This window comes from Flavobacterium sp. (assembly GCF_052437795.1).
Classification (GTDB): Bacteria; Bacteroidota; Bacteroidia; order Flavobacteriales; family Flavobacteriaceae; genus Flavobacterium.
Genome location: NZ_JBQVPA010000003.1, coordinates 547,745 through 573,914 on the forward strand (window position 1 = coordinate 547,745; position 26,170 = coordinate 573,914).

The 26,170-nt window shown below is 47.4% G+C and carries 20 protein-coding genes; 17 read left to right on the forward strand and 3 right to left on the reverse strand.

All coding sequences use genetic code 11. The features are described 5' to 3' along the window. Positions 1–17: 17 nt before the first annotated feature. From ACT6R0_RS12625 to ACT6R0_RS12655, 7 genes are all read left to right on the forward strand, one after another. Positions 18–1,160 (forward strand): T9SS type A sorting domain-containing protein, encoded by a 1,143-nt coding sequence (locus ACT6R0_RS12625; protein ID WP_444653804.1) that lies wholly within the window; start codon positions 18–20, stop codon positions 1,158–1,160. A gap of 115 nt (positions 1,161–1,275) precedes the next feature. Beyond that, on the forward strand, positions 1,276–1,953 hold the full coding sequence (locus ACT6R0_RS12630) for a glycerophosphodiester phosphodiesterase (protein WP_444653805.1): 678 nt from the start codon (positions 1,276–1,278) through the stop codon (positions 1,951–1,953). After that, the gene (locus ACT6R0_RS12635; RefSeq protein WP_444653807.1) at positions 1,950–3,167 is read left to right on the forward strand and encodes an NAD(P)/FAD-dependent oxidoreductase; all 1,218 of its coding nucleotides are present in this window, start codon (positions 1,950–1,952) and stop codon (positions 3,165–3,167) included. Before ACT6R0_RS12630 ends, ACT6R0_RS12635 begins: the two co-directional genes overlap by 4 nt. 57 nt (positions 3,168–3,224) lie before the next feature. Then, entirely contained in the window at positions 3,225–3,821 is a 597-nt protein-coding gene (locus tag ACT6R0_RS12640; RefSeq protein ID WP_444653809.1) for a hypothetical protein, read from the forward strand. 113 nt (positions 3,822–3,934) lie between these two features. Continuing rightward, positions 3,935–4,621 (forward strand): NUDIX hydrolase, encoded by a 687-nt coding sequence (locus ACT6R0_RS12645; protein ID WP_444653811.1) that lies wholly within the window; start codon positions 3,935–3,937, stop codon positions 4,619–4,621. Between the two features lie 75 nt (positions 4,622–4,696). Beyond that, positions 4,697–5,524 carry a ribose-phosphate diphosphokinase gene (prs, locus tag ACT6R0_RS12650; RefSeq protein ID WP_444653813.1) on the forward strand — a complete coding sequence of 276 codons (828 nt, stop codon included), beginning with the start codon at positions 4,697–4,699 and terminating at the stop codon, positions 5,522–5,524. A gap of 62 nt (positions 5,525–5,586) precedes the next feature. Further along, positions 5,587–7,044, forward strand: a complete 1,458-nt coding sequence (locus ACT6R0_RS12655; RefSeq protein WP_444653815.1) for a nicotinate phosphoribosyltransferase — start codon at positions 5,587–5,589, stop codon at positions 7,042–7,044. Positions 7,045–7,092: 48 nt separating this feature from the next. On the opposite strand, the gene ACT6R0_RS12660 is transcribed toward ACT6R0_RS12655, so the two are convergent. Continuing rightward, on the reverse strand, positions 7,093–7,584 hold the full coding sequence (locus tag ACT6R0_RS12660) for a TspO/MBR family protein (RefSeq protein ID WP_444653816.1): 492 nt from the start codon (positions 7,582–7,584) through the stop codon (positions 7,093–7,095). A gap of 88 nt (positions 7,585–7,672) precedes the next feature. Between ACT6R0_RS12660 and ACT6R0_RS12665 the strand changes: the two genes are divergently transcribed. The 8 genes from ACT6R0_RS12665 (at position 7,673) to ACT6R0_RS12700 (ending at position 13,803) form a co-directional block, all read left to right on the forward strand. Continuing rightward, entirely contained in the window at positions 7,673–8,236 is a 564-nt protein-coding gene (locus ACT6R0_RS12665; protein WP_444653817.1) for a DUF4256 domain-containing protein, read from the forward strand. Between the two features lie 140 nt (positions 8,237–8,376). Beyond that, on the forward strand, positions 8,377–8,697 hold the full coding sequence (locus ACT6R0_RS12670) for a GNAT family N-acetyltransferase (RefSeq protein ID WP_444653818.1): 321 nt from the start codon (positions 8,377–8,379) through the stop codon (positions 8,695–8,697). A gap of 70 nt (positions 8,698–8,767) precedes the next feature. Then, complete coding sequence (locus tag ACT6R0_RS12675; RefSeq protein WP_444653819.1) at positions 8,768–9,850, forward strand: diphosphomevalonate/mevalonate 3,5-bisphosphate decarboxylase family protein; 1,083 nt, start codon at positions 8,768–8,770, stop codon at positions 9,848–9,850. Between the two features lie 51 nt (positions 9,851–9,901). After that, positions 9,902–10,840: a mevalonate kinase family protein gene (locus tag ACT6R0_RS12680; RefSeq protein WP_444653820.1), complete on the forward strand. Its 939-nt coding sequence runs from the start codon at positions 9,902–9,904 to the stop codon at positions 10,838–10,840. A 321-nt stretch (positions 10,841–11,161) separates the two neighbouring features. Then, entirely contained in the window at positions 11,162–11,395 is a 234-nt protein-coding gene (locus tag ACT6R0_RS12685) for a hypothetical protein (protein ID WP_444655631.1), read from the forward strand. A gap of 70 nt (positions 11,396–11,465) precedes the next feature. Further along, the gene (locus ACT6R0_RS12690; RefSeq protein WP_444653822.1) at positions 11,466–12,386 is read left to right on the forward strand and encodes a geranylgeranylglycerol-phosphate geranylgeranyltransferase; all 921 of its coding nucleotides are present in this window, start codon (positions 11,466–11,468) and stop codon (positions 12,384–12,386) included. 106 nt (positions 12,387–12,492) lie between these two features. Continuing rightward, the gene (locus ACT6R0_RS12695) at positions 12,493–13,437 is read left to right on the forward strand and encodes a pseudouridine synthase (RefSeq protein WP_444653824.1); all 945 of its coding nucleotides are present in this window, start codon (positions 12,493–12,495) and stop codon (positions 13,435–13,437) included. Between the two features lie 3 nt (positions 13,438–13,440). Further along, positions 13,441–13,803 carry a nuclear transport factor 2 family protein gene (locus tag ACT6R0_RS12700; protein WP_444653825.1) on the forward strand — a complete coding sequence of 121 codons (363 nt, stop codon included), beginning with the start codon at positions 13,441–13,443 and terminating at the stop codon, positions 13,801–13,803. A gap of 106 nt (positions 13,804–13,909) precedes the next feature. On the opposite strand, the gene ACT6R0_RS12705 is transcribed toward ACT6R0_RS12700, so the two are convergent. After that, positions 13,910–16,036: a M3 family metallopeptidase gene (locus tag ACT6R0_RS12705; RefSeq protein ID WP_444653827.1), complete on the reverse strand. Its 2,127-nt coding sequence runs from the start codon at positions 16,034–16,036 to the stop codon at positions 13,910–13,912. A gap of 210 nt (positions 16,037–16,246) precedes the next feature. Here ACT6R0_RS12705 and ACT6R0_RS12710 point away from each other — a divergent pair, with 210 nt between their 5' ends. Then, positions 16,247–19,072: an AsmA family protein gene (locus tag ACT6R0_RS12710; protein ID WP_444653828.1), complete on the forward strand. Its 2,826-nt coding sequence runs from the start codon at positions 16,247–16,249 to the stop codon at positions 19,070–19,072. Between the two features lie 21 nt (positions 19,073–19,093). On the opposite strand, the gene ACT6R0_RS12715 is transcribed toward ACT6R0_RS12710, so the two are convergent. Beyond that, positions 19,094–19,993, reverse strand: a complete 900-nt coding sequence (locus ACT6R0_RS12715) for a NifU family protein (RefSeq protein ID WP_444653829.1) — start codon at positions 19,991–19,993, stop codon at positions 19,094–19,096. 261 nt (positions 19,994–20,254) lie between these two features. On the opposite strand from ACT6R0_RS12715, the gene ACT6R0_RS12720 reads away from it, so the two are divergent. Further along, on the forward strand, positions 20,255–26,170 hold a 5,916-nt coding region (locus ACT6R0_RS12720; RefSeq protein WP_444667398.1), incomplete at its 3' end, for a choice-of-anchor L domain-containing protein.

Genomic DNA, 26,170 nt, shown 5'->3' on the forward strand with positions numbered 1-26,170 from the left:
ATCTTAAAACCTTTTCTATGATGAAAAAATTACTTTTTGCTGCGGGAATGTTCGTAGTGGGCACCGCAATGATGTTTGCGCAAAACATCGGAATTATTGGCGATGCAACTCCTGGTGTATGGGCGACTGATACCGACATGGTAACTGCCGATGGCGTGGTATATACGCTTGAGAATTTTACACTGACGAGTGGGACTGTAAAGTTCAGGGAAAATGATTCATGGACGAACAACTGGGGCGGCACGACCTGGCCTTCGGGAGTAGGGGCTTTCAATAGCTCTAACAACATTCCGTCACAGCCGGGTGTTTACAACATCACTTTTAACCGTACAACATTGGAGTACAATTTTGAAGATGCCGGTAACTTCGACGATGTCGACGTGATGATGGGGGCTACGGCCGTATCCATGTTTACGTTGGACGGCGTCACATATAGGGCCAACAATGTTGTTTTTGAGAACGCAGGTACGGCAACATTCCGCTTTAATGCTACTGACACCTGGGGTGGTACGGCATTTCCGTCGGGAACAGCAACTATGGGAGGAGCTGCCATATCAGTTCCGGCGAACAGCTATAATATCAGCTATAATACAGACACTCATGCTTACTCATTTGATTTTGTGATGATCAGCATCACTGGTGATGCCGTTGGCGGATGGGGAACTGTCGATGTTGACATGCAGACAACAAACGGGTTTGACTATACAGTGAATGATGTAACATTTACCGCGGCAGAGTGGAAATTCAGGCTGAACCATGACTGGGGAACTACATGGGGCAATGCCACATTCCCTTCTGGTACTGTAACCATTGTAGGTGATGGCGGAAACATAATGGCTACGGCAGGTACGTATGATGGTACCTTCAACAGGTCAACAGGCGTTTTTGCTTTCACTGAATCAACTAACGGTACAAAGGATTTCAATTCGAGATCGATCACCGTTTATCCTAACCCTTCGAACAATGTATGGAACTTCAATGCAGGCAACAACACGATCTCTTCGATGCAGATCGTTGATGTGACAGGCAAAGTGGTTTACACTGCTGCTGTAAATGCTACAGCAGCTACTGTAAATGCATCAGGCTTTGCATCGGGCATGTATTTCGCAAGGCTTACATCGGGCAATGCCACAGAAACCGTAAGGGTGGTTAAGAACTAATTTTTCAGTGTGTGTTATTTAATAAGGCCCGGAGTTATGCTCCGGGTTTTTTATTGACCGAAAGTCAGAGTGTTCGAATTCGTTGCGAAACCCTACCTTTGCAAAAAACTTTGATATGCTAAAAATAGGCCATCGTGGCGCAAAGGCCCATTCGCCCGAAAATACGCTGGCATCATTTCAAAAGGCGCTCGACATGGGCGTTGACGGCATTGAGCTTGATGTACATATTTGCGCTACGGGTGAGTTGGTCGTAGTACATGATTTTACCGTGGACAGGACGACTAATGGCAGCGGCGAGGTGCACAAGATGTTTTTGCACGAGCTCAAAGCCCTTGTAGTGGAGGGCGGTCATGAGATCCCCACCCTTGATGAAGTAATAGCGCTTGCAGGGAGGAAATGCCTTATCAATATCGAAATGAAAGGCAGGCACACGGCACAGCCGGTAGGCGATTTCCTTGAAAAGCTTGTGAGGGAGAAGGGCTATTCTTATGATAATTTTATCGTGTCAAGTTTCCAGCGTGAAGAGTTAGCGGCTATGAGCAGGTTAAATCCCGATGTACATCTTGGAGTACTTACGCAAGCCAGCATGAAGGAGGCCTGGGACTGGGCAGAGGAATTTAACGCCCGGGCCATACACCCGCATTTTTCGCTGCTGACGGAAAGCAATGTGCAAAAGGCGCAGCAAGCGGGCTACAAAATATATACATGGACGGTGAACGACACGGAAGACATAGCACGCATAAAAAGCTATGGCGTAGATGGCATAATATCTGATCATCCCGAACGACTATGAAAAATTACGATGTAATAATAGCCGGGGGAGGTGCGGCAGGTTTTTTTACCGCCATCAACATTGCGGAGGCCAACCCGAAACTCAAGGTCGCCATACTGGAACGCGGTAAGGAAGTATTGTCTAAAGTCCGCATATCGGGCGGTGGCAGGTGCAACGTTACGCACGCCTGCTTTGTACCGAATGATCTGGTGAAATTCTACCCAAGGGGCGAAAAAGAACTGCGTGGGCCGTTCAACCGTTTTTGCTCAGGCGATACCATCGAATGGTTCGAAAAGCATGGCGTAGAGCTTAAGATCGAAGAAGATGGCCGGATGTTCCCGGTGACAGACAGCTCACAAACCATCATCGACTGCTTTATGGATGCTGTGAAAAAGCTGAATATTCAGGTGCTTACAGGAGAGAGCATACAGTCGCTGTATAAAACCGAAACCCACTGGAAAATAGAGACAAATAAAGAAGTATTCGTCGCAGTGCATTTGGTCATGGCTACCGGCAGTAACCCCAAAATGTGGGACATGCTGGCAGAATTGGGCCATACGGTCATCCCGCCTGTACCATCGCTGTTTACGTTCAACATAAAAGACCCAAGGATAAAAGACCTCATGGGCGTTTCTGCCATCGCATCGGTAAAAGTGAAGAACTCAAAGCTCGAAGCTTCCGGCCCGTTACTGATCACCCACTGGGGGATGAGCGGCCCGGGAATACTTAGGCTTTCAGCTTGGGGAGCACGTGAACTGGCAGCGAAGGATTATCAATTTGTATTGCAGGTCAACTGGCTTAACGATTTGGACAGTGACGAATGCCTTGAACTCCTAAAGCAGCTGAAACAGGATCAGGCCAGGAAAACAGTAGCGAAACAATCTCCATTTAACTTCCCTAACCGTTTGTGGCAAAGCCTTGTGACGGCATCGGGCATAACTTCAGAAACCCGCTGGGCCGACCTTTCCAGGAACCACATGGAAGCACTGGCAGGGCAGTTGGTCAATGGTGAATATAATGTGAATGGGAAGAGCACCTTTAAGGAAGAGTTCGTTACGGCGGGCGGCATAAACCTGAAGGAGGTCAATTTTAAGACAATGGAAAGCAAGCTGCTGGAAAAACTGTACTTTGCAGGGGAGATACTCGATATAGATGCGATAACGGGAGGCTTCAACTTCCAGAATGCCTGGACGGGCGGTTTTATCGCGGCGGAAAGTATTTGTAAGAAAATTTAAGATTTTAACGCAACCGTTTTGGATTGGCGGCATCTAATGCTTAAAACCATACACATTATGAAAAAGAGATCTTTATTTTTAGTATTAGGGCTTGCAATGCTCGCCACGTCCTGTGCAGACGATGACTCATCACCTGCCAACAACATTGATCCTGCTAACGGTAACAAAGTGCTGCTGCTTAAAGTAGACCTGGTCACCAACAACTTTGAGGGAGGTAAAGAGCTTAGCTTCGAGGAGGCAGACACCTTTACCATCACGCCGGAGTATGTTTCGCCGGGCGACTTTGGCAGCATAAAGCTGAAATATGAGGAAACGGATGAAACAATTTTTGACGGCACCATTGTGTGGGATGGCCTTGGCGAGATGAGCTACCCCGCTACGTTAAGCGCGCCAACATCATTTGAAGTTATCGAGAATGGGGTGCCAATGCCAGCCGATTCGGATATTGTATTTGTGGATTATGGACTGGGCGATATCAACTTTCCCCTGACTACTAACCATGAATCTGTATGGGCATCCATCAGCCATCTTCAGGCAGTTAAGGACTACAGGGCAATTAATCCAAATGCTAAGGTACACCTGTTCCTTTATGCCCCAAGTGTAGGTGTTGGAGATCCTGCCGAATGGGATTGGTTCGTGATTCTGAAAAACTAAATTACATCAAAAAGCGAATGACTGCCTCCTGGATAAGGGGGCTTTTTTCTTTTATGTCGATTTGTTGCCTGATTAATTCGTTGATCCGTATATTTGTGTAAAACTTACACTATATGTTGCAGCATATCAGGATCGCAGTAGATGCCGTAGTGTTCGGCTACCGCGAAGGTAAACTGTATGTCCTGCTGATACGGCAGAAATTCGGCACTGAAAAAGCTTACTGGGCGCTGCCGGGCGGGCTGGTACACGATAATGAGCCGCTGATCGATGCCGTAAAGCGTGAACTGCAGGAGGAGACCAACGTAGCTGTAAACTACCTCGAGCAATTATACACTTTTGGCGATGACACTGCCAGGGACAGCCGCAACCGCGTGATATCCGTAGCCTATTTTGCGCTTATCGATTCTTCAAAAACAGCTATAAAAGCCGCTACCGATGCCGAGAACGTACAATGGTGCGCCGTAAGTGAAGTGCCTCCGCTCGCCTTTGACCACAACCTGATAATAAGTACCGCCTTTGTACGGCTAAAAGCCAAACTGGCCTACCAGCCCGTGGGGTTTGACCTTCTTCCCCAAGAGTTCCTCTTTTCCGATATCGAGAACCTTTACTGCACCATTCTGCAGAAGGATATAGACCGCCGCAACTTTCGCAAAAAGATAATGAGCTTTGGTATCGTTGAGGAGACCGGCACCTTATCGGATAAAAGAGAAGGGCGCCCTGCTAAGCTTTTCCGCTTCAATAAAGCCAAATACAAAGCTATGGAAAAAGAAGGCTTCCACTTTGAAATTAAATTTGCGTAAAAAATACACAAAATAATTTGCGTAGTAATTCTGATCGTTTAACTTTGTGTAATAATAACGCAAAATATACTTGTTATGTTAGTACTTAATCTTGATCCGGCATTTGCACCATTGAACGCTACCGAAATAGTATTTAAAAGCTTTACCTTTTACGGAGGAGAGCCGCACATAAAGATCGAACCTGGCTTTGATGTCAGTGAGGCTGTGACCATCACCCACCGCCTTGATAGCTTTAACCGCCTTGGTGAGATTTGCGTAGCCGTTGATGCCCTTAAGCGTATGGGCGTGCAAAAGATAAACCTTTTCATTCCGTACTTTCCCGGTGCACGCCAGGACAGGATCATGATCCCCGGTGAACCGCTGACCGTAAAAGTATATGCCGACATCATTAATGCGATGGGATTTGCTGAGGTGACGGTTTTCGACCCACATTCGGAAGTGGCACCCGCGCTCATCAATAACTGCAAGATCGTCCCTAATTATGAGTTTATCGCAGAGGTCATCAAAGCCATTGGCACAGATGTAAAGCTGATCTCGCCTGATGGCGGCGCTTTGAAGAAAATATATAAAGTATCAGAATACCTTGGTGGCAGGGAGGTTGTGGAATGCAGCAAAAGCAGGGATGTCAAAACCGGCAGGCTGTCGGGCTTTAAAGTGTATGAACACGACCTTGCCGGTGCAGACTGCCTTATAGTAGATGACATTTGCGACGGCGGCGGGACCTTTGCCGGCCTTGCCGAAGAGCTGAAAAGGAAAAATGCAGGAAGGCTTTACCTGGCGGTTAGCCACGGTATATTCAGCAAAGGCTTTGAGATGTTTGGCGATCTTGAAAAGATATTTACGACCAACTCATTTTCGGACATTGAGAATGACAAAGTACAGCAGGTAAAAATAAGGCTATAGATATAACTTAATTTGATAGTTGTCAATTTAGGCAACGAAACATACTTTAAAATAATAAAACCATGACCCCATTACTATTAACCGACGGCTATAAAGTGGACCACCGCAGGCAGTATCCTGACGGCACCACACTGGTGTATTCGAACTGGACACCACGCAAATCACGCATAGATGGCGTAAACGAAGTAGTATTCTTCGGGCTGCAGTACTTCATCAAAAAATATATCCTGGAAGATTTTGAGCGCTACTTTTTTGCAAAGCCAAAAGCGGAAGTGCTACAGCAATACTCCCGCCGCATCAATAATTACCTGGGCGAAAATAATGTAGGTACAGAACATATTGCCGCGCTTCATGATCTGGGCTACATCCCCATGGTGTTTAAAGCCGTGCCCGAAGGTGCATCCGTTCCTATACGGGTACCAATGTTCACAATGTATAACACGCTGCCGGAATTCTTTTGGCTGACCAATTATTTTGAGACACTGCTATCTAACGTTGTATGGTTGCCCTGCAATTCGGCTACCATTGCCAAAGAATACCGCCGTATATTGGATAAATATGCAGGGGAAACCTCGTCGGTCCCTGAATTCGTGCAATGGCAGGCGCATGATTTCTCGATGCGCGGCATGGCGGGTATTGATGCATCGCTTATATCATCAGCCGCGCACCTGCTCAGCTTTACAGGTACCGATACGATCCCGGCCATCGACTTTTTAGAACAGTATTACAATGCCGACTCAGATAGTGAGCTTGTAGGTGGTTCCGTTCCGGCAACGGAACATTCAGTAATGTGCATGGGGACGACCGAGGGCGAGTACGAAACTTTTAAGCGCCTGATAACGGAAGTGTATCCTAAAGGTATCGTGTCTATCGTTTCGGATACATGGGATCTTTGGAAGGTACTCACTGACTACCTGCCACGCCTTAAGGCAGAGATCACAGGCCGTGATGGCAAAGTAGTGGTGCGCCCAGACAGCGGCAACCCGGTAGACATACTTTGCGGCGATCTTGATGGCAAAACCGAGGAAGAGCGCAAAGGTGTGGTGGAATTGCTATGGGATGTATTTGGAGGTTCAACCAACAATAAAGGATATAAAGAATTGATCCCGCAGATAGGCGCGATATACGGCGACAGCATTACACTTGACCGCGCCACACAGATATGCGAAAGGCTGAAGCAAAAAGGATTTGCCAGTACCAATGTGGTTTTGGGCATAGGCTCATTCACTTACCAGTACAACACCCGTGATACTTTTGGGTTCGCGATGAAGGCGACCTATGGCGAGGTAAATGGTGAAGGCCGTGAGATATTCAAAGATCCTGTAACGGATGACGGAACTAAAAAGTCGGCTAAAGGGATGATGAAGATCACCCATGAAAATGGGGCATACCAACTTCATGATCAGGCAAGCTGGGAAGAAGAGCAAAAGGGGGAACTCAAAGAGGTTTTCCGCGACGGCAAGCTGCTTATCGATCAGTCACTAAGCGAGATCAGGGAGAGGATAGCAGGGAAGAGATAACAGACGAATAGATTACAGATCAGGGACCGCTCTCAATACTATGATCAACTATCTGTTCAGCCACCATATCGAGGCATTGAGCACTGTTGCAAATGTTACCCACAACAGGTAAGGGATAAAGAGATAGCCTGCGATCTTATTTACCTTGTTAAATTGCAGGAACGTTTCATAGATCATCAGCCATAGCACGATAATTTCTACCAAAGCCAGCAACGGATTGTGCAGCCCGAAGAACAGGTATGACCACAAGGCATTAAGTGCCAGTTGTATCCCGAAAAACGTCAGGCCTTTTTTTACGGTTTCGGGCTGTTCACCAATGCGGCCCCATACCAGCCCGGCAGCTAGCCCCATCAGGATGTACAGTGTTGTCCATACCGGCGCGAATACCCAGTTGGGCGGATTGAATGCGGGTTTTTCAATAGTCGTAAACCAGGTTGCTACACCTTCCTGTGTGAACTGGCTTGACAAATAGCCGACACCGACACAGGTGGCGATCATTACCAATATTTTGAATGTAAGGGATAGTGACGGATTTTCCATAAAGTAAAATTACACCGAATTTTATATTCGTGTGTGAAAAATATGATAAATGGTTTAGTAAATTTGATATCGGACAAACTAAAACAATATGGCAGCTAAAAAAGAACTATCGCAAGACCAGCGTACTGCATTGCTTACTGTATTAAGAACACGCTTTGAAAAGAATCCCGACCGCCATAAAGGCATTGAGTGGGAAAAGGTGCGGGAGCGGCTGGAGGCAGATCCTGCCGGGCTATGGTCGCTTGACGCGATGGAAGAGACCGGTGGCGAACCCGATGTTGTAGGTGTTGACAAAAATACAGGCGAATTCATTTTTTATGACTGTGCCGCCGAAAGTCCAAAAGGGCGGAGAAGCGTGTGCTACGACCACCAGGCACTGGAATCACGCAGTGAAAACAAGCCGGCACATAGCGCCACAGGCATTGCTGCCGAAATGGGCATTGAAATTTTAACCGAAGAGGAATACCGCCGGTTGCAGCAGTTGGGCCAGTTCGACCTGAAAACCTCAAGTTGGGTGGCTACGCCTGCCGGCATCAGAAAACTAGGAGGCGCGGTATTTTGCGACAGGAGGTATGATACGGTTTTCTGCTACCATAACGGAGCTGGATCGTATTATGCTGCGAGGGGATTCCGTGGCTCGTTAAAAGTTTAAACTTATTGTAAAAATGATAATTATAAAGCGCACATTCAGAAGACACCGACTTCCAAAACCTTGTCCGCGAGCTGGATAAAGACCTTGCCATCCGCAATGGCGATGAGCATGAGTTTTTTCACCAATTCAATACCATTGATATGTTGAAGCATGTAGTTGTGGTTTATAAAGATGGTATGCCTGTAGGCTGTGGTGCCATTAAGCCGTATGATGATACCACTATGGAAGTAAAGCGTATGTTCGTGCCTTGGGAACACCGCGGATCGGGTATGGCTTTAGCAGTTTTGCAGGAATTGGAGCAGTGGGCCAAAGAGTTGGGGTTTGCCAAGTGCATACTCGAAACCGGCATAAAAATGCCCGAAGCCATCGGCCTGTACAAAAAGAGCGGGTATGCCCAAACAAATAATTACGGCCAGTATGCCGGTGTAGAGAGCAGTGTGTGCTTTGAGAAAAGCTTGTAACGATTGTTTCGCGCAACTTTGTGGAATAGCTCCAAACTAAAATAGTTACCTTTGCCCCAAAATCGTTCCCATGACCGAAAAGGATCTTATCCCTTCTGCCTATACAAACCAAGTCGACAAAGGCAGCTTCGAATGGAGTGCCCCGAGCAACATAGCCCTCGTTAAGTATTGGGGTAAAAAAGCCAACCAGATCCCGGCAAACCCCTCCATCAGTTTTACCCTCAACAATTGCAAGACCATAACCAAACTTGCTTACGAACGTAAGGAAGATACTAACGGAATATCCTTCGACCTGCTTTTTGAAGGGCAGCCCAAGGAAAGCTTCCGCCCCAAGATCGAGAAATTCTTTGAAAGGGTAGCAGGCTATCTGCCATTCCTGGAAGAGTACCATTTTACGATCGATACCCACAACACGTTCCCGCACAGCTCGGGTATTGCTTCATCGGCATCTGGTATGGCGGCACTGGCCATGAACCTTATGAGCCTCGAGCGTGAACTGAACCCTGCGATGACGGATGAGCATTTTTATAAAAAAGCCTCCTTCCTGGCGCGTTTGGGATCAGGCAGTGCATGCCGCAGCATAAACGGCAGTGTGGTTGTATGGGGATTGCACGCAGAGGTCGAAGGCAGTTCTGACCTTTTTGGAGTGCCGTTCACAGGCGATGTCCATGAGGTTTTCAGGAATTATAAAGATACGATCCTGCTGGTGGATAAAGGCGAAAAACAGGTAAGCAGTACCGTGGGGCACGACCTCATGCATGGCCATCCCTATGCCGAAAGGCGTTTTGCCCAGGCGCACGACAACCTTTCTGCAATTAAAAAAGCGCTTACCGAAGGCGATGTAAGTGCCTTTATCGGTATCGTGGAAAGCGAAGCGCTCACCCTTCACGCTATGATGATGACGAGCATGCCGTACTTTATCCTGATGAAGCCCAATACGCTCGAGATCATCAACCACATATGGAAATTCAGGCAGGATACAGGTATACCGGTTTGCTTTACGCTCGATGCCGGGGCGAACGTGCATGTGCTTTATCCTGAAAGCGTTGCAGTGGAAGTTTTGGGTTTTATTAACGCCGAGTTGCTTGTATACTGCCAAAACAACCAGTACATTTGCGACGAAGTTGGCACGGGCGCGTTAAGTTTATATTAAAATCTTAAAGTTAACGTTTTTATCGTACCTTTATAGCTCAATAGCACATACATGAAAGGACCGTTATTCTACTCGAAAATCTTACTCTTCGGAGAGTATGGCATCATCAAGGATTCTAAAGGATTGTCCATTCCCTATAATTTTTACAACGGCGCGCTCAAAATAGAAGGCAAGGATTCGGCGGAAGCCCAAAAGTCCAATGCCAGCATGAAGCGTTTTGCGGCGTTTCTCGAAACACTTCAAAAAGAGCAGCCGGAACTGGTTACATTCGACCTCGATACGCTTAACAGGAATTTGGAGGAAGGCATGTATTTCGATTCGACCATTCCGCAAGGGTACGGCGTGGGCAGCAGCGGCGCATTGGTTGCGGCCATTTACGACCGTTATGCCAACGACAAGATAACCGTGCTTGAGAACCTTACGAGGGATAAGATGCTGCACCTCAAAAAGATATTCGGGCAGATGGAGTCCTTCTTCCATGGCAAGAGTTCGGGCCTTGACCCGCTCAACAGCTATTTGAGCATCCCAATACTTATCAATTCGCAGGACAATATCGAAACTACCGGTATACCAACCCAGAGCACTACAGGCAAGGGTGCGGTATTCCTGTTGGATTCGGGTATCGTAGGCGAGACGGCACCGATGGTTTCCATCTTCATGGAAAGCCTGAAAGAGCAGGGCTTCCGTGACATGTTCAAAAAAGAATTTGCACAATATACCGATGCCTGTGTGGACAACTTCCTGCACGGCGACTTCAAATCGCTTTTCTCCAACACCAAGAAACTTTCCAAAGTGGTGCTGAGTAACTTCAAGCCCATGATCCCGGAACAATTCCATTCTGTTTGGCAAAAAGGCATTGATACTAACGATTACTACCTAAAACTTTGCGGATCGGGCGGTGGCGGCTACATCTTGGGCTTTACCGAAGACCTTGAGAAAGCCAAACGATCACTGGAAGGGCATAAGCTGGAGGTGGTGTATCAATTCTAAGCTGTGCACAGCGTTACCGATATATTTACTATAATGCTGCGATCCGTCTTTGTCGGGTTCGGCATTGTTATTCCCATAATTGCCTTGATCAAAACCTCAGACCTAAAGGTGATCGCCATCAAAGATTTGTTCATCCTCAGCGGAGTGCAGATGGTACGCATTGCGGGAATATTATACTTTGTGTTAAGCTACCTTGATTTGCATGAACGTATGAAAGCAATGGAAATAGTCGGGGACAGGGACGCTTTTATGTTTCGGCAACTCTTATCTCCAATACTCTATTTCTTATTAAGCCAGTTATTTTGGATACGGAAACTGTATATGAAAAAAGCAGCATTGATAACATTTGCGTTATTGCTGCTCATCCTTCCGTCACAGCATATTTTGGCGATCTTTATGGCGCCGGGCAACGATTATTTAAGGAGATTAGGGTTATTGTTCACAGGGAACGCAATGATCGAAACTGCGCTTAATGTTGTTGTGTTCATCTTTATTGTGTTTACTGTAATGCTGGCTGGCGGAAAGCTGAGAACTATTGTAGGGAAACAGTCTTAACATCATTTAGTCAGTGTTTCGCGCAATATCTTCCTATCTTTACAGTTCAATTAAAACCGAAGATCATTAAATGGCCTCAAGAAGATCACGTCTCACCCGCATGAAGGTACTCAGCATGTTCTCGGTGGTGCGTGGCTACAATATTCCCATCATTGCCCTTGCGCAATACCTTTCGGCTATATTCATATTGGCTCCCGAAGAAAGGGCGCTCGATGTGATCCTTGACCTGAACTTGTTTTTTATAGTATTGGCTTCGTCGCTCACTATTGCTTCGGGCTACATCATCAATAATTTTTACGACGCGCAAAAAGACCTCATCAACCGCCCTAAGAAATCCATGCTTGACAGGCTGGTGAGCCAGGCGACCAAGCTTCGGGTGTACTTCATGCTCAACTTCATCGTGTTCCTGTTGGCATGGCTGGTTTCGTGGAGGGCAGCAGTGTTTTTCTCGGCCTATATTTTCCTGATATGGTTCTACTCGCACAAGTTAAAGCGGTATCCGCTCATTGGCAACCTTACCGCTGCGGTACTGGCTGTGCTGCCATTCTTTGGCATCCTGATGTACTTCAAGAATTTTTATCAGGTGATATTTGCCCATGCCACCTTCCTGTTCCTGCTGATCCTCACACGCGAGCTGATAAAGGACCTGGAAAACCTCAAAGGCGACATCGTGGCCGATTACCGTACCATCCCGGTAATGTTCGGGGAACGCACCGCAAAGGTCGTTATAATGGGGCTGACATTCTTAACTGTTATCCCGGTTTTCCTATTGATAGAGGTATATGATGTCGGTTATATGGACATCTATTTTTATGGTGGGATGATAGTCATCATCTACTTTTTAAGCCTGCTATGGAAAGCTGAGACCCAAAAAAATTATGTGCGCCTGCATAACATCCTGAAATTCCTCATCGTGACCGGGGTATTCTGTATCGTGCTTATCGATCCGTCTGTAGTACTACACGGCAGAAAGCTGCTGTTGATGATATGATCTTTTTCAAAATAGATCGTGAAGTCCACGTGATCAGCACCATCCGTTTTACCTTCTCTGCATTCCAAAAAAAATTAAACTATCTTTGCCAAAATAATTTCTACAAATGAACAATGGCAGTAACAGGGGCGGCGGCTCCGGAAGGGGAAATAGCGGCGGCGCACGTAAGAAAAGCGCAGGCCCGTCTAAACCGATGAACAAGGCACGCAAGCCAAAACCTGTGGCAAAACCTGAAGAGGGTGATGCATCTAAAGCGCCCAAAAAAGCAGGCTTTATAAAAGGGAAAGGCCCTGTTGACAGGAAGCCGGCAGCGCCAAAACCTGCGGCAAAAAAAACCAACCCGGACGATATACGCCTTAACAAATACATTTCCAACTCAGGAATGTGCTCACGCCGTGATGCTGATATTTACATACAGTCGGGCAATGTGAAGGTGAATGGCCAGGTGGTTACCGAAATGGGGCGCATTGTAAAACTTACCGATGAGGTAGATTTTGATGGTGTGCGTATTACCCCCGAAAAGAAAGAATACATCCTCCTTAATAAGCCAAAGAACTTCACTACGTCGGGCGACGAGGATATGGATATGCGCAATGTAATGGAGCTTGTCCGTGCCGCTACCAAGGCAAAGATACAGCCGATAGGCCGCATGGATAAGAACACTACCGGCTTGCTTATTTTTACCAATGACACTGATATGGTGCGTAAATTCTCATTGCCAAACCAAAAGTCGTTCAAAATATACCAGGTGTCACTCGACAAGAACCTTAAATATGAAGACCTTGAAAAGATCGCCGCGGGCGTGACGCTGGACGGGCACCGACTTTTCATTGACGAGATAAGCTACATTGAAGGTGAGGCAAAAACAGAGATCGGCCTGAAATTACGCACACAGAACGTAAAAGTGGTGCGCGCCATATTCGAAAGCTTCAAGTACGATGTGCTAAAGGTAGACCGGGTATCGTTCGCGGGACTGACCAAGAAAAACCTGCCGCGCGGCAACTGGAGGTTCCTTACCGATCAGGAAGTGATCAACCTTAAAAACGTATAAGGAGTGCAGCCACGCGACATTGAGCACATAGCCATGAAATGGTTTGAGGCTTTTAATACCAAACAGCTGGACCGCCTGTTAGACCTTTATGCCGAAGACGCGGAACATTTTAGTCCGAAGCTAAAGGCACGCCAACCTGAAACCGGCGGTATCGTTAAAGGACATGATGCCATGCGTACCTGGTGGCAGGATGCCTTCGACAGGCTGCCGACCTTACATTATAAAGTTAGTTCGCTTACTGCTAATGAGCATCGTGTATTTATGGAATATACCCGTACCTTGCAGGGCGAAGATGATATGCGTGTTGCCGAAGTCCTTGAAATAAGGGATGGAAAGATCGAGGCATCACGGGTATACCACGGTTAACGCAGGCACAATGCCTGTGTCGATATTATAAAACGAAGAGCCGTTGCATTGCAACGGCTCTTTCGTTCTTAAAGAATATTTTCGTTTAGATGCAGGCACTGCGTTTCTACTTAATGGCTTCAAGTCCCCTTTTCCTCAGCAATGGCTGTATCGATGGCCCTGCCCCGCGGAACGTGCGGTACATTACATCGGCATCGGCAGTGCCGCCTTTTTCAAGGATATTAATGCGGAAGGACTTGGCCGTAGCCGCATCGAACAATGACTTTTGCTTAAAGGCATCAAAGGCATCGGTATCCAAAACACCCGACCAGATATAGCTGTAATATCCTGCGGAATACCCGCCACTAAAAATATGGGTATAGTAGGTGCTGCGATAGCGCGGTATGATAGACGATGGCAGTCCGATCTTTTTCATTGCGGCTTCTTCAAATGGTACGATATTCTGTGTAAGCGCGCCGGTTAAGGAATGGTAATTCAGGTCAAGATAGGAGGCCGCCAAATATTCTACCGTGGCAAACCCCTGGTCGAAAGTAGCCGACTCCTGTAATTTCTGTATCAGCGCATCAGGAATCACTTCGCCTGTCTTGTAATGCTTCGCATACATTTTCAGCACCTCAGGCTCAGCTGCCCAGTTCTCCATGATCTGCGAAGGCAGTTCTACAAAATCAGTCGGCACGCTGGTGCCTGACAGGCTTTCATAGGTAACATTGCTCAGCAGCCCGTGCAGCGCATGTCCAAATTCGTGAAAGAATGTGGTGGTCTCATCAAAAGTAAGTAGCGCAGGGTTGCCCGCCGTAGGTTTTGAGAAATTGCACACGATAGAAATTATCGGGGCAACACGTTTCCCTTCAGTCATTTTTTCCTTGCGGTAGGAAGTCATCCATGCGCCACCTCTTTTGGAGGCGCGGGGGAAAAAGTCCATGTACAGCAGTCCAACGTGCCTGCCGTCTTTTTCCGATACTTCCCAAACAGTTACATCTTCATGGTATTTGGGTACGTCTTTCAGCTCTTTGAATTGCAGTCCGTACAAATTCTTTGTCACTTCAAAGATCCCGTTGCGTACATTTTCCAAACTAAAGTAGGGCTTGATCTCCTGTTCGTCCAGGCTGTAGCGTTCTTTGCGTATCTTTTCGGTATAGTAGCGCCAGTCATAGGGCTGTACTTCATCCTTTATGCCATCGGCCACCATCATTTTTTTGATGTCGGCTTCCTCGGCTTTTGCCTTTTCGAGAGCGGGTTTCCAAAGCTGGTCCAAAAGGTTGTACACATTCTCCGGTGTTTTGGCCATGCGCTCCTCCAGGACATAGTGGGCGTGGGAGGCATACCCTAACAGCCTTGCCTTTTCGCTGCGCAGGCTGGCCATGTGTACCACATTGGTGCGGTTGTCAATCTTGTTGCCATTGTTGCCGCGGTTTTGGTAGGCCATCCAGATTTTCTTGCGAAGCTCACGGTTATCGGCATATTGCAGGAACGGCATTACGCTTGCATTATGTAGAGTAAATAGCCATTTGCCATCTTTTCCGGCGGCTTTGGCATCGTCGGCAGCGGTTTGCACCACTTCATCCGGCAGCCCGGCCAGGTCTTTTTTATTGTCGATGACCAATTGATAGGCGTTGTTATCGGCCAGCACGTTGTCGCCGAATTTTAATGAAAGTACCGACAATTCGCTATTGATCGCCCTCAGCCTTTCCTTTTGCTTTTCGTTCAGGTTAGCTCCACTGCGTACGAAGGCTTTGTATTTCTTCTCCAAAAGCTTGGCCTGCTCCGGTGTCAGCTTCAGGTTCATCTGGGTGTCCCAAACTTTCTTTACGCGCGCGAACAGCTTTTCGTTGAGGTAAATGTTATCGTTATGCTTAGACAGTTCGGGTGCCAGCTCCTGCGCCAGTGCCTGAAGCGTATCGTTGGTATTTGCTGAAGTAATATTATTGAAAATAGTATTTACCCGGTTGAGCAAAGTTCCCGAGTTTTCCAGCGCTACTATGGTATTCTCAAAGGTCGGCACGTCCTTGCCAGCGGCTATGGCATCGATCTCGCCCTGGTGCACGCGGATGCCTTCAAGTATGGCCGGCTTGTAATGGTCATTTTTAATGAGGTCGAACGGCGGTGCCTGGTAAGGTGTCTCAAAAGTTGCGAGCAGCGGGTTATTGTCGCCAATGGTTGCTGATGTGTTCATTCGGTTACAGGATGTTAGTGAGGTGCCGATCATGGCCAGTAAAAGCGCTGTTTTTTTCATGTTCATGCGGTTTCCGTTATGGAAATAGTAAAGTTACCCTTTACAACGCAGAAATCCAAAGGATATTAAATTGGTAATGCTTTTTACGTACGCAATGCTAACCCGTAACTCTAAACCCGGAACCCTGGACCATATACTAACATCACGTTAAATAGCAAGCCTTATTAATAGGAAAAATCTAATTTTATTCGAGAATTAAATTGCAATGCCATGAAAACATCCGTAAAAAAAATAGCGCTCAAAATAGGAAAGTGGATCGGCATTACCATAGTGTCGATACTACTGTTGATGTTCCTGATCCCATTGCTTTTCCCGGGGATGGTGTCTGAACAGGTAAAGGCTTTAGCTAATAAAAGCCTCGCGGCCGAACTCGATTTCTCGAAGTCGAGGCTATCCTTCTTCACGCACTTTCCGTCGCTTACCGTTTCGCTCGATGATCTTTCCCTGAAAGGGTCTGCGCCGTTTGCCAACGATACGCTGCTAAAGGCCGACCAGGTGGCATTCGGCATCAACTTAAAAAGGCTGATATTCGATAATGAAGTGAAAATTGATGAGCTGTATGTGTCAGATGCTTTCATCAACGTTATAGTCAACCAGAAAGGGGAAGCCAATTATAATGTATATGTAGCCGAAAAAGACCAGCCAAAAGATACGCTCTCCGAAGGTACGGCCATCAGGCTTGACCGTATCGATCTTGATAATTGCCGGATCCGTTACAACGACCGTTCGGCCAAGATCCTGGTCAATGCTTATGGCTTTAATTATGTAGGCAAGGGTGACCTAAGCGAGGATGTATTCGACCTGCAGACCGACGCACGCATCGATTCCGTCGACTTCTATTATGACCGCGTGCCCTACCTCGAAAAGAAAAGCCTTCGCGCCGACCTCATTACCCGCATCAATACCAATTCCCTGTCGTTCATATTGCAGAAGAACGAGTTGCGCATCAACCAACTGCCGGTAGAATTTACCGGTGAATTCACCATATTGCGCGATGGCTATAACATCAACATCGATGCGGCCTCAGAGAATACTACCGTGAAAGACCTGTTATCAGTCCTGCCGCCGCAATACCTTAACTGGCTCGAAGAAACAAAAATAAAAGGACGGAGCGACTTGCTGTTTACCTTCAAGGGGCGGTACAACGCTGCTACCAACCAACAGCCCGACCTTGGTTTTAACCTGAAGGTGACCGATGGATCGGTGGAGTATGCCAATGCGCCCGTACCGCTTACCGATCTAAACCTCGACCTGAATGCCATGCTACCTTCGCTTGATGTAGAGAAGCTGAACATCAACCTCCGCAAGCTCGACTTCAAGGTAGGGGAGAAGGATCACTTCCACGCATTCCTGCAAACTAAGGGGCTAAGCGAGATGGATGTCAAGGCCAACATAAAAGGCATTCTTGACCTAAAAACACTGGACGCGGCGGTAGGATTGCAAAATATGGAGCTGCGCGGCATATTGCGTACCGATATTGAAGCCGATGGCCAATATAGCGCCGAAAAGAAACTGTTCCCGAAAGCCAAAGGTGGCATCAACCTGCAAAATGGATGGCTGAAAACCGACTATTACCTGAACCCTATTACCGGTATTACATTCGTCGCAAGCGTTCAAAACGGAAATGGCACATTTGAAGACCTGAAGGTTGCAGTTACACCCGCTTCATTCGTGTTCGAAGGCAATCCGGTGTATGTAAATGCGACCGTATCGGACTTTGCTGACCTTTTCTATGCCGCCCGGATAAAAGGCGAGCTGAATGTGGGGCGCATTTATAAAGTATTCAAACAGGAAGGGTTGGACGTGACCGGCTATGCCAAGGCCGACCTCGCGCTGAAAGGCCGCCAAAGCTATGCTATTACGGGGCAGTATGATAAGCTGGACAATAAGGGCAGCCTCGTCCTGAAGAACATAAAGACCACATCGGAGCTGTTCCCGAAAGCATTTTTTATCAACGAAGGGTATTTTACCTTCCAGAATGAAAAGATGTGGTTCGACAAGTTCAAGGCTAAGTACGGCAAGTCCGATTTTTCGATCAATGGCTACCTGCTCAATACCATCAATTATTTTCTGGTATCAAATGGTACGCTGGCGGGGAACTTCAACCTGAAGTCGAAGCTCATCATTGTTGATGAGTTCATGGCGCTGAAAGAGGGCGAGAACAAGGACCGAAAAGCCGAAGTGGAATATGCCAAAGAAGAGAACCCGAAGATGAGCGGGGTAGTGGTGCTGCCACGGAACCTGAACGTATCGCTCATTGCTAACGCCGATAAGGTGGAATATAATGGATTGGTGCTCAATAACCTGATAGGTAAGGTGGGCATGAATAAGGGAAGGCTCTATCTCGAAAATACCAATTTCAATATTATTGGGTGTACTGTGACCATCGATGGCAATTATAAGGATGAGTCGCCTATGGCGGCGCGTTTCGATGCCAATTTCAAGGCTAAGGATTTTAGCGTGAAGCGGGCTTATAATGAGATACCGCTGTTCCACGACCTTGTGACCGCTGCCGAAAAAGCGGAGGGTATCATCTCTGTAGATTATAAGATCACAGGCGACCTCGATGGGAACATGAGTCCCATTATGCCATCACTTGCAGGTGGAGGTACGATCTCGGTAAGGGATGTAAAGGTAGTTGGCCTGAAATTGTTTGGCGGTATTAGTGATAAAACTGGTTCTAAGGAGATGGATAACCCCAACCTGAAGGATATAACTGTAAAAACAACAATAGATAATAACCTGATACGTATTGATGATTTTACATTCAAGGTCGCTGTCTTCAGGCCGACCATAAAAGGCACTACAAGCTTTGACGGACTGCTGGACCTACGCATACGCCTGGGGCTTCCGCCCGGAGGATTGATAGGCATCCCTATAGTGGTAACGGGTACGCACGAAGACCCTCAGATAAAAGTATTCAGCAAGACCGGTAAAAAGATCGAGGAGGCCATCTATAATGAAAAGACCAATACATTGGTAAAAAAGGAAAAGGTGGAGAAGAAGAAAGATGAAAAAAAGAAAAAGCCCAATTAAGGGCTTTTTTGTTAATATGTGTTACGCGTTGAGCGCTTCCACTTTTATGTCTTCATCATTGAGCATGTCCTTCAGCATATTCTCAATACCGCTTTTCAGGGTAAAGGTAGATGACGGGCATCCGCTGCACGCGCCCTGCAATATCACTTTTACGCGTTTTTCCTTTTCGTCATAGGAGTCGAAAGCAATGTTGCCGCCGTCTCCCTGTACCGCAGGCTTGACGTATTCTTCCAGGATGTTAATGATGCGCTGCGAAGTGCTGTCCAGGTTGTCGAAATATTCCTCTTTCTGCTTTTCGGCCTGCGGGGTTGCCTGTATCATCGACTCGTCGATAACAGGATCGCCTGCCTCAATATATTCGCGGATAAAGGTGCGCACCTCTCCGGTAAACTCGCTCCATTCGGCCACGGCATACTTGGTGATCGAAATGTAGTTCTCATCAATGAACACTTCCTTAACGAACGGGAACTTGAAAAGCTCCTTCGCGAGCGGCGACGCTGCCGTTTCGTCAATGTTCTTGAACTCGGCAGTGGTTTTAGAAAGCAGCCTGTTCGAAACGAATTTCATTACGGCAGGGTTGGGTGTAGTTTCTACATAAACGGTAGAAGGGACTTTCTTAGAAGTCTCTTCATCCTGTTTTACGATCATGCCGCCATCGTTAATGAATTTGGCGATCTGTTCGGCAACCTCATCCTGTACATCCTCCCACTCCACGATGGAATATTTTTCAATACCGATGAAGTTGCCCGAAATGTAAACCGTTTTTACGAACGGCAGGTAGAACAATTGTTTGGCCAGGGGTGAATTGGCTGTCTCATCAATATTTTTAAACTCAAAGTTCCTGCTGCCGGCAATGAATTCGCTAAGTTCAAACTTCAGTATAGCAGGGTTTTGGGTTGTTTTTATAGTTACGGTTTCCATATGTATCTTTATTTTATGCAAAATTAGTATAAAAAAATTTTAAAACCATCGGTAGGGAAATCAGGTATTGAAATGTTATTCCTAAAATATACCAATTACTCTAGTTATTTGTGTAATAAATTTCAATGAATTTGTGATTTTTTTGAATTTTTATACAAAAGTATTGTTGAATATCTATATTTGGTTCCTTGTACGTATTAACTATTTGTTTTGGAATCAATAACAAGTTCTTAACAACCGGCCTATAATAAAAACTGCTATATGAAGAAACTACTACTAATTCTCTTTTTGGCTATGGGGATGCTTAGTGCAAAGGCACAATCGAACATCTCTGTTTTCAGCACAAATCCTGATGGCGTATATATCCAGGGAGAGGTAATGACCTACACGGTGATGGTTACCAACACCGGGCCGCAACCCGCTTCGAACGTGCTGGTGTTCATGGCCATTCCGGCAAATATCCCAATGCCGCCGGGGATACTTAAATTTTGGTGGACGGGCAGTAATGGCTCATCGGGTACCAATATCAACCTAAGTAATACTATCCCTACTCTTGCGGTAAACCAGACTGTTACTTATACTATCAATATAAGGATACCAAGCGATTACGAGCTCGAGATCCCCGATGTAAGGGTCACGTATGCGTCCCGTGCCGATCTGGAGGTCATAAATACCAATAACCAAACCAATTATGTGCCGGGCGAAACCTCGACCTATAATGTTACCGTAACGAACCATGGCCCTGAGGATGCCTACCTGGTGCGCGTGCAGAATGCCATTCCTGCCGGTATGACCAACTTTGCATGGTCTGGCAACGGTGCTTCGGGTACTACAGCAATGAACAATATCATCAATGTACTTCCTGTTGGAGGAACGGTTACCTATACCGTTAGCTTTGATGTTCCCGCCACCTACACCGGCAGCCTTACCAGCCAGACAACGCTGAACGTTTCGGTTACCGACCCGGTTCCTGCTACACCCGCATGCGCCCAGTGTACCGATACTGATGCACCGAACCAGGCTAACCTTGTAGTGCTAAATACTAATAACCGCGATAATTACCTACCGGGGCATGAGTCGGTATACACCCTTACCGTAACCAATACAGGTCCGTTCGAGGCCAACCAGGTAGCGGTGATCAATCCCATACCTGCCGGCATAACGGCGTTTTCATGGACAGGCAGTAATGGTTCATCAGGCACCAATGAGGAGCTTCAGGATGTGATCAACAGCCTGGCGGCAGGACAAACGGTGACCTATACCATAACGTTGATGGTGCCTGCGGATCATGAAGATCCTACCCTTGTAAGCACTGCTGAGGTAACGAGCCCTTCGGATGCAGACTTTACCTGTACCGGTTGTACCGATACGGACACTGCCCCGTCAGGGCCTAACGTGACCGTGAGCGTAACCGACGGACAGGAATTTTATACTCCGGGACCGGGCAACTCGCTGGTGTATACCGTTGTTATTTCTAATGACGGGCCGGGCGATGCAGAGAGTATCGAGTTTGAATTTGGCTTTGACCCGCTTGCTACCGGCGCGGCCATCAGCTGGACTTCCTCCGAAGGTGGTTCGGGGTCGGAAACGGGCACCGGGCAATTATCTATAGAAACGATCCCTCTTATTGAGGAGGGCGAAAGCATAACCTATACCATAACGGCGGGGCCATGGCCTGACGCGTATGATGACCTTATAACCGCGGGAGTAAGCCTGAATGTGGGCACTGTGCCGGCTACGGTGCATTGCATTGCATGCTCGGATACCGATGTGGCGGAGTATGCGGATATTACCGTAACCAACACGAACGACCAGGAGTATTACCTTGGCGGCGGCAGTTCTGTATATACTGTTACGGTTACGAACAACGGGCCTGCTCCGGCAGCGAACGTGCATGTGTCCAATGCCATACCAACGGGTATAACCGGTTTTTCATGGACAGGAAGCAACAGTTCCTCGGGTACCGATATTGCGATCGATGATACTATCGCTTCATTGGGCGTTGGCGAGTCGGTTACCTATACCATCAACCTTGATGTGCCTGCGGGCCATACAGGCGACCTGGTTAGCGAGACCGTTGTTACTTCGGATACAACTGACCCGACCCCTGCGTGTGCCGATTGTACCGACACTGACCTTGAAGCTGTATCGGCGAATATCATAACGACCAAAACCCTTGCATCCGGCACCCAATATACAGCGGGTACCAATGCTATATATATGATCACTGTCACCAATGACGGTCCCTCGCCTGCGCTGAACATATCAGTACAGGATATAGTCCCTGCGGGCCTTGTTGCGGCCGATGCGTCGTGGACAGCCACCAATGGGGCAAGCGGTACGGGCGACCTTATAGATACCATTGCGCTTCTTGGCGTAGATGAAATAGTGACCTATACATTTACAATACCTGTGCCGAGCGGCTTTAGCCCGACAGCCAATATTACCAATACCGTGACGGTTACCAGCGCAACCCCCGACCCGGTTCCGGGATGTACGACCTGTACTGTTACCGCTACGCCAAATCCTTTGGCTAATATTATAACCCTGAAAACTAATGGGCAAACGACCTACTTGGTCAATGAACAGACCACTTATACAATAACCGTTAGCAACCCGGGGCCAAGCGATGCATATAATGTTGTTGTTTCTGACCCAAAACCGGCAAACATCCAGATGATGACATGGGCCGGGAACGAGGCGGCGGGCTCGGGCGCCATGCAAAATACCATACCGGTACTTCCTGCAGGTGAAAGCGTTACTTATACCGTTACGATATTTGTTCCTGAAAACTACGCGGACACGACCTACCTGCTTAAAAATACAGTTACGGTAACTTCGGCTACCCCAGATCCGGTCCCTGATTGCCTGGGATGTGTGGATGAGGATACGCCGAGGGGAAAATTTGTGACCGTGACCCAAAACCAGTACTCTATTGATGAGCTGGTAAGGGATGTGCTTATCGATGTACAATGTATCGATATTTCGAATATAACCTGGAGTGCGGGCCCAGGCGACATGGGTATTGGTTATTTTCAAAAAAATAACTCAACCTTCCCGGTCAAGAGCGGCGTGGTCATGCATGCCGGGAACAGCATGATGGCAGGAGGGCCAAACTCCGGCATGCCGTTAAGTACAGGGAACTGGGGTGGCGACGCGCAGTTGCTGGCTTATATCCAGAGCACCGGCTTTGACCCGTTCGTGAACAGCTATAATGATGTGTCTAAGATAGAATTTGACTTTATTCCATTGTCATCGAACATGAGCTTTGAATTCATTTTCGCTTCGGATGAGTACGGCGACTTCCAGTGTAGCTTTACAGATGCCTTTGCTTTTTTCCTTACACACGTACCATCGAACATAACCACCAACCTGGCAGTAGTACCTTCGACAACTACGCCGATTTCGGTGACGACGATAAGGAACGCGATGTACAATGGCGGATGCGGATCGGTAAACCCTGGGTTCTTTGGTGCCTGGTATGGCGAGAACGCAGCATTGCCGATCGCGCAGAACGCGCCTATCAATTTTGACGGCAGGACCACTAAAATGGTAGCTGCATCGCAAGTGGAGCCGGGAGACCTGTATCATATAAAACTGGTAATAGGGGACAGGAATGACAATGCGTGGGATTCGGCAGTATTCCTTGCGGCAGGCAGCTTTGACATTGGCCAGCCTACACTTCCGGATGATATTACCATTGCTGCGGGAACTGCACTTTGCCCGGACGAAGAGTACACCCTTACCGTAAACCTTACGCCGGGAACTGATTTTGACATCACCTGGGAAAAAAATGGTGTTCAGCTAATGGATGGGAACAACCCTATAACTGCCACTTCTATAACAGTTACAGAGCCGGGTATATATACAGTGCTGGCATCGTTCCCTTCGGCACCGGAGTGTAACCTGACCGACTCAATGAGGATCGAGTACCGTCCGGAAATTGAGGCGGCACAGCCAAATGATCTTACAGTGTGCGGTAACCCTAACGGGACGGCCACATTTGACCTGACTGAAAACTACGATGTGTTGATGTCTACCATCCCGAACCCTGACATGTATGAAGTTTTCTATTTTGAAAGCGAGGAGCAGATCGACGATAATGACAGTATCATTTTCCCGGCTAACCACCAGGGTACCGACGGGCAAACCATTTACGTGACGCTGATGGGCTTTGACAACTCATGTATTACCGTGAGGGAGTTCGATCTTCATATACTTGATTGTAATGTGCCGCTGAACCAGCCGGAAACAGTACACGTGTGTGAAGATGCACCGTATGATGCGCATGAAATATTCGACCTTACTGCCCAGGAGGATGAAATGCTGGCCGGCCTTGATGATCCGACTATTTATGATATTACTTACCATACTACCGAGACCGGTGCCCAAAATGGTGATGAAGATATTATCCAGTCCCCGGCATCATTCAACGGTACTACACAGACTATATACGTAAGGGCACAGGACCCTAATAACCCATTGGCCTATGGTGTTACGCAGTTTAACCTTATAGTAACGCCTCAGCCATTCTTTGAAGACCTTGAAGACATAGAGGTGTGCGACAGCTATACACTACCTGTTTTTGACGAAGGTGATTATTATACCGGAGCGGACGGTACAGGAACATTACTTGCCGACGGCTCTGTAATTACTGATTCGCAAATTATTTACAGGTACAAGATCGAAGGTACAGCTCCGTATACCTGCGTTTACCAGAACAGCTTTGAGGTGACCGTAAATGAAACGCCTGAAGTAGATACTCCTGACGATGTGCAGGTGTGCGGAAGCTATACACTTCCCGCACTTACTGCAGGCGATTATTTTGATGCCAACAACGATCCGTTAGCTGTTGGCGACGAGATAACCGAAACACAGCAGATCACCATTAGCGCCCAGACCGGGACTAATGTTATCTGTTCTGATACGTATACCTTTACGGTAACGATCAATAATTCACCTGTATTGGTGCCTGCTACCGATCTTGAGGAATGTGATGATGATTTTGACGGATTCACGACATTCAACCTTGTGCCTGCGGGTGAAGAGGTCGTTAACGGTGCGGATAACCTGACCATTACTTATCACTCTACACTTGATCTTGCACAGAGCGGGGTAGAAGACATAGATGACCCTGCTGCTTACCAAAGTGCTCCGGGCAGTATCTTTATCAGGGCAGTTGAGACAGGTACTACAACAAACTGTTATTCTGTTGAGGAGGTATTGCTTATAGTTCACGCAAGGCCTGCTGTGCCTGAGGTAACAAACTATGTAGTGTGTGACGACAATAACTCGCCGGACGGGCTTGAAATATTTGATCTTACTACCAAGAATGCCGAGGCGACACAGGACCCTGAAGTGACAGTAACCTACTTTACTTCATTGGCAGGTGCCGAAGACGGGCAGGTAGACAGGATCACCAACGTTACAGCTTATGAAAGCGGAAATGCCCAGATCTGGGTTAGGGTAGAGAGCGACTTCGGCTGCTACAGTACATCATCATTTGAATTGGTAGTAAACCCGCTTCCGCTTATCAATACCAATATGGAGCCGTTGTTCAGCTGTGAGGAAGAACCTGGCCTTGGTGAGTTTGACCTCATGGAACTTGACGAGATCGTTACCATGGGCGCATCGGGAGTATCAGTATCCTACTATGCATCGCTTGATGAAGCTGCACTTGGCGACGACGCTACTGCACTTCCTGCTACTTACATGTCCCCTACAACTACCATTTATGCGAGAATCGAGAATACATTGACCGAATGTGTTGTGATTGGCCCTGTGGAGCTTGAAGTGCTTCCTGCACCGATAGCTACCGAGCCTGCGCCGCTTAATGTATGCGACCCGAATAACGATGATGTGACCGTATTTAACCTTGACCCTGTACTGGCTCAAATAGAGGCGCAGCTGGGCAACGTGGTTACGGCAGTACCGTTCGAGACTTATAATGATGCATTCTACAATGCGGTGAACAATGTTATTACCAATACTACAGCCTATACGAATGTTGAGGCATTCACTACCGGTGGCGTGCAGACGATCTACATCAGGGTAGGGTCTGACCAAACAGAATGTTTCGACATCGTAGAGCTACAGCTTGTAGTACAGCCGGTACCGGAAGCTGTTAAGCCGCAGCCGTATGAACTATGTGATAATGGTGGTGACGATACCGATGGC

What these genes read in the sequence shown, in the direction of transcription:
- ACT6R0_RS12670 (WP_444653818.1), top strand. Translation starts at nt 8,377, where the DNA reads ATGTTGAAGCATGTAGTTGTGGTTTATAAAGATGGTATGCCTGTAGGC.
- ACT6R0_RS12685 (WP_444655631.1), top strand. Translation starts at nt 11,162, where the DNA reads ATGAAAAAAGCAGCATTGATAACATTTGCGTTATTGCTGCTCATCCTT.
- ACT6R0_RS12715 (WP_444653829.1), bottom strand. Translation starts at nt 19,993, where the DNA reads ATGGAAACCGTAACTATAAAAACAACCCAAAACCCTGCTATACTGAAG.
- ACT6R0_RS12675 (WP_444653819.1), top strand. Translation starts at nt 8,768, where the DNA reads ATGACCGAAAAGGATCTTATCCCTTCTGCCTATACAAACCAAGTCGAC.
- ACT6R0_RS12635 (WP_444653807.1), top strand. Translation starts at nt 1,950, where the DNA reads ATGAAAAATTACGATGTAATAATAGCCGGGGGAGGTGCGGCAGGTTTT.
- ACT6R0_RS12680 (WP_444653820.1), top strand. Translation starts at nt 9,902, where the DNA reads ATGAAAGGACCGTTATTCTACTCGAAAATCTTACTCTTCGGAGAGTAT.
- ACT6R0_RS12705 (WP_444653827.1), bottom strand. Translation starts at nt 16,036, where the DNA reads ATGAAAAAAACAGCGCTTTTACTGGCCATGATCGGCACCTCACTAACA.
- ACT6R0_RS12695 (WP_444653824.1), top strand. Translation starts at nt 12,493, where the DNA reads ATGAACAATGGCAGTAACAGGGGCGGCGGCTCCGGAAGGGGAAATAGC.
- ACT6R0_RS12640 (WP_444653809.1), top strand. Translation starts at nt 3,225, where the DNA reads ATGAAAAAGAGATCTTTATTTTTAGTATTAGGGCTTGCAATGCTCGCC.
- ACT6R0_RS12660 (WP_444653816.1), bottom strand. Translation starts at nt 7,584, where the DNA reads ATGGAAAATCCGTCACTATCCCTTACATTCAAAATATTGGTAATGATC.
- ACT6R0_RS12710 (WP_444653828.1), top strand. Translation starts at nt 16,247, where the DNA reads ATGAAAACATCCGTAAAAAAAATAGCGCTCAAAATAGGAAAGTGGATC.
- ACT6R0_RS12630 (WP_444653805.1), top strand. Translation starts at nt 1,276, where the DNA reads ATGCTAAAAATAGGCCATCGTGGCGCAAAGGCCCATTCGCCCGAAAAT.
- ACT6R0_RS12645 (WP_444653811.1), top strand. Translation starts at nt 3,935, where the DNA reads ATGTTGCAGCATATCAGGATCGCAGTAGATGCCGTAGTGTTCGGCTAC.
- ACT6R0_RS12625 (WP_444653804.1), top strand. Translation starts at nt 18, where the DNA reads ATGATGAAAAAATTACTTTTTGCTGCGGGAATGTTCGTAGTGGGCACC.
- ACT6R0_RS12655 (WP_444653815.1), top strand. Translation starts at nt 5,587, where the DNA reads ATGACCCCATTACTATTAACCGACGGCTATAAAGTGGACCACCGCAGG.
- ACT6R0_RS12690 (WP_444653822.1), top strand. Translation starts at nt 11,466, where the DNA reads ATGGCCTCAAGAAGATCACGTCTCACCCGCATGAAGGTACTCAGCATG.
- prs (WP_444653813.1), top strand. Translation starts at nt 4,697, where the DNA reads ATGTTAGTACTTAATCTTGATCCGGCATTTGCACCATTGAACGCTACC.
- ACT6R0_RS12665 (WP_444653817.1), top strand. Translation starts at nt 7,673, where the DNA reads ATGGCAGCTAAAAAAGAACTATCGCAAGACCAGCGTACTGCATTGCTT.